The sequence below is a fragment of the Synechococcus sp. R6-7 genome, from assembly GCF_047461695.1.
Classification (GTDB): Bacteria; Cyanobacteriota; Cyanobacteriia; order Thermostichales; family Thermostichaceae; genus Thermostichus.
Window position 1 is genome coordinate 1 of sequence record NZ_JANSHS010000384.1, and the last position, 3724, is coordinate 3724.

A 3724-nucleotide genomic window follows, 5' to 3' on the forward strand; every position below is an offset into this window, starting at 1 on the left:
GCTTATTATTGACTAGAGTCATGCTCTCCTCACCTGAGCTGGCCAGGCAGGGGATGAGTTAGCACCTCTGGCGGGTCAATTTGCAGATAACTTGTGTGGATGGAAAATCCCGGCTATGGCCAATTTAAGTGACTTTGTACAGGGCATTGAGCAGTTGATCGAGCTGGCTCAGAAGCTGGACGAGAAAAAGCAAAGTGGAGAGCTGCGAACCGAAGTCCGCATCCAGGCCCGTCCTCTGGGCAGTTCTATTCCCCCTTCCGGCTCCATCCCCCGCCGCCGCAGCCCTGCCCAAACGGGGGATCCCCCCTGGAGCAGCGAGCCCCAAGTGATGTCTGCGGTTCGCTTCCAGGAACCGTCCAAGGCCGCTGTGCCCGACCCGCCAGCAACTTCTGCCGACCGCCCAGAGTCTTGGGCTGGGCCACGCCTCAAGGATGTGGGGGGACTGAGGGAACAGCTCCAAGCGCTGCGGGAGATGGTGGAGATCCCCCTCAAGCGGCCCGATCTGCTGGCCAAGCTGGGGTTGGATCCGCCCCGCGGCGTGTTGTTGGTAGGCCCCCCCGGCACCGGCAAAACCCTGACGGCCCGCGCCCTGGCCGAGAGCCTGGGGGTGAACTACATCGCCATTGTCGGCCCGGAGCTGATCGGCAAGTACTACGGCGAGGCGGAGGCGCGCCTGCGGCAACTGTTTGAAAAGGCAGCCAAATCGGCTCCCTGTCTGGTGTTTATTGACGAAATCGATGCCCTAGTGCCCAACCGCGCCACTGTCGAGGGGGAGGTGGAAAAACGCCTGGTGGCCCAGATGCTGGGGCTGATGGACGGGTTTGTGGCCCAAAAGGGGATCGTGGTGCTGGCAGCCACCAACCGGCCCGAGGCTCTGGATCCGGCTCTGCGGCGACCGGGGCGCTTTGATCGGGAGGTGATCTTCAAGGTGCCGGACCGGGAGGGGCGGCGGGAGATCCTGGCCATCCACACCCGCGGCATGCCCTTGGCGGAGGATGTGGATCTGGACAGCCTGGCGGATCAGACGCTGGGCTTTGTGGGGGCAGATCTGCGGGGCCTGTGCCAGGCAGCAGCCTATGCGGCTTTGCGGCGGCAGGTGCCCGATTTGGGATCCCCCATCCCCGAGTCCCTGACGGTAACCGCAGCGGATTTTCAACAGGCTCTGCAACAGGTGAAGCCGGCGGTGCTGCGCTCGGTGGAGATTGAATCCCCGCAGGTGAGCTGGGATCAAATTGGCGGCCTGGAGCACGCCAAGCAGATTTTGCAAGAGGCCATCGAGGGATCCCTGCTGCACCCTGAGTTGTACGAGCAGGCTCAGGCCCAAGCGCCCAAGGGCATCCTCCTCAGCGGCCCCCCTGGCACCGGCAAAACCCTGTTGGCCAAAGCCATCGCTTCCCAGGCCAAGGCTAACTTCATTGCCGTCTCCGGCCCGGAGCTCTTGAGCAAATGGGTGGGATCCTCCGAGCAGGCGGTACGGGAACTTTTTGCCCGCGCCCGCCAATGCGCCCCCTGTGTCATCTTCATCGACGAGATCGACACCCTCGCCCCGGCGCGGGGAAGCTACTCCGGGGATAGTGGGGTCAGCGACCGCGTTCTGGGGCAGCTGCTGGCAGAGCTGGACGGGATCCGCCCCAGCCAAGGGGTATTGGTGGTGGCCGCCACCAACCGCAAAGCCAGTTTGGATCCCGCCCTCACCCGGGCCGGCAGGTTGGAGCTGCACCTGAGCGTGGAGCTGCCGGATCGCAGCGGGCGACGGGAAATTTTGGCCGTTCACAACCGCAAGCGTCCCCTGGGGCCTGATGTGGACTTACAGGGGTGGGCCGAGCAGACCGAAGGTTGGAGTGGTGCCGACCTGGCCCTGCTCAGCAACCGCGCCGCCATTGCCGCCATCCGCCGCCACCGCGCCACTTCCGAGACGGTGGATGCCAAAACCCTGGTCATCCGACAGGAAGACTTCTGTCGAGCCTTTGCCGAGCTGCAGCAGCAACGCCAAGCCGGCTGATCCCAGCCTGAGGGCTATTCCCATCACGCCAGCGGTTCGGAGCACCTTCAAACTTTCAAAATCAAAAGACTGGGATCCCTTGCCATTCTGGTTGGCTGTGGGCGTGGGCTGACTCACCGCAGGTGCGGGGGGTGGGAAAGATCTTGCCGGGGTTGGCGATGTGCTGGGGGTCGAACACCTGCCGCACCCATTGCATGCTCTCCAGATCCGCAGGCGTAAACATTTCCGGCATGTAGCAGCGTTTGTCTGCCCCGATGCCATGTTCGCCGGAGATGCTGCCCCCCAAGCGCACGCAGAGCTTAAGGATCTCGCCCCCCAGTTTCTCCACCTGCTCCAGGGATCCCGGCACCGACTCGTCGTAGAGGATCAGGGGATGCAGATTGCCATCGCCGGCGTGAAACACATTGGCCACCGGATAGCCGTACTCGCGGCTGAGGCGCTCGATTTCCTTCAAGACAAAGGCTAGTCGGCTGCGGGGGATCACCCCATCCTGGACATAGTAGTTGGGGCTGAGCTTGCCCATGGCGGCAAATGCTGCCTTACGTCCTTTCCACACCCGCGCCCGCTCTTCCGGGTCGGATGCGACCTGCACCTGTCGCGCCCCATTTTTGAAGCACAGCGCCCTCACCTGTTGGCCGGCTTCTTCCACCTCCAGTTCCAGCCCATCCACCTCCACCAGCAAAATGGCCGCCGCATCCCGCGGATAGTAGCCCAACTGCACCACATCCTCCACGGCATTGATGCTGAAGTTGTCCATAATCTCCAGGCCGGCGGGGATGATCCCGGCAGCAATGATGTCGGAGACGGTGGATCCCGCCGCTTCCACACTGTCAAAGTCTGCCAGCAAAACCTGCACTTGAGCCGGGGCCTTGAGCAAGCGCAGGGTAATCTCGGTGGCAATGCCCAGGGTGCCCTCGGATCCCACAAACAGCCCCACCCAGTCGTAGCCGGGCATCTCCGGGAGCTTACCCCCCCAGCGCACCACCTCCCCATCCGGCAGCACCACCGTCAGGCCGAGAATGTGGTTGGCTGTTACGCCGTACTTGAGGCAGTGGACACCGCCGGAGTTCTCCGCCACATTACCTCCGATGGAGCAAACCGACTGGCTAGAGGGATCCGGCGCATAAAAGTAGCCTTGGGCGGCCACGGCCTGGGTAATCCAAGTGTTAATAACCCCCGGCTGCACCACCATGCAGCGGTTGTCCAGATCGATTTCCAGGATCTGCTTCATCAGGGTGGTGGCGATGACGACGCTATTTTCCACCGGCAGGGCTCCCCCTGAGAGGCCCGTACCGGATCCCCGCGCCACGAAGGGCACCTGGTAGCGGCTGCACAGCTTCACCACCTGCGCTACCTCTTCTGTTGTGCGGGGCAGCACCACCAGCGCCGGCCTTTGCCGGTAGCTGACCAGCCCATCGCATTCGTAAACCAGCAGCTCCTCCGGCTTGCTGATCACCCGCTGGGGATCCAGAATCTTTTTGAGCTCAGCCGTCAGCCTAATCCAGTCGAAGGTGAGGCCGGTTTGCAGAGGATGAGAAGAAGTTTTTGCGCTGGCAGTGCGAAGCACTTTCATAACAGTAGGCTCAGCAGGAGTTTGGGAGGGGGATATTGTCACTATAGTCTTGCTGGCTCCAACAGATAGTCCATGCAGCCCAACTCCCCCAGCGCCGAACAAATCCTCAACCAAGTGCGGCAGCTCTACGAGCTCTACCCTTTCCCCCC

At 62.5% G+C, this 3724-nt stretch carries 2 protein-coding genes; one reads left to right on the plus strand and one right to left on the minus strand.

Annotated elements, in window-relative coordinates:
• Positions 1–115: 115 nt before the first annotated feature.
• Positions 116–2002, plus strand: coding sequence for an AAA family ATPase (locus tag NW815_RS11225; RefSeq protein ID WP_414391104.1), 1887 nt, complete (start codon positions 116–118; stop codon positions 2000–2002).
• Between the two features lie 61 nt (positions 2003–2063).
• Here NW815_RS11225 and glcD read toward each other — a convergent pair whose 3' ends face one another.
• Positions 2064–3575, minus strand: coding sequence for a glycolate oxidase subunit GlcD (glcD, locus tag NW815_RS11230; RefSeq protein ID WP_414416018.1), 1512 nt, complete (start codon positions 3573–3575; stop codon positions 2064–2066).
• Positions 3576–3724 lie beyond the last annotated feature (149 nt).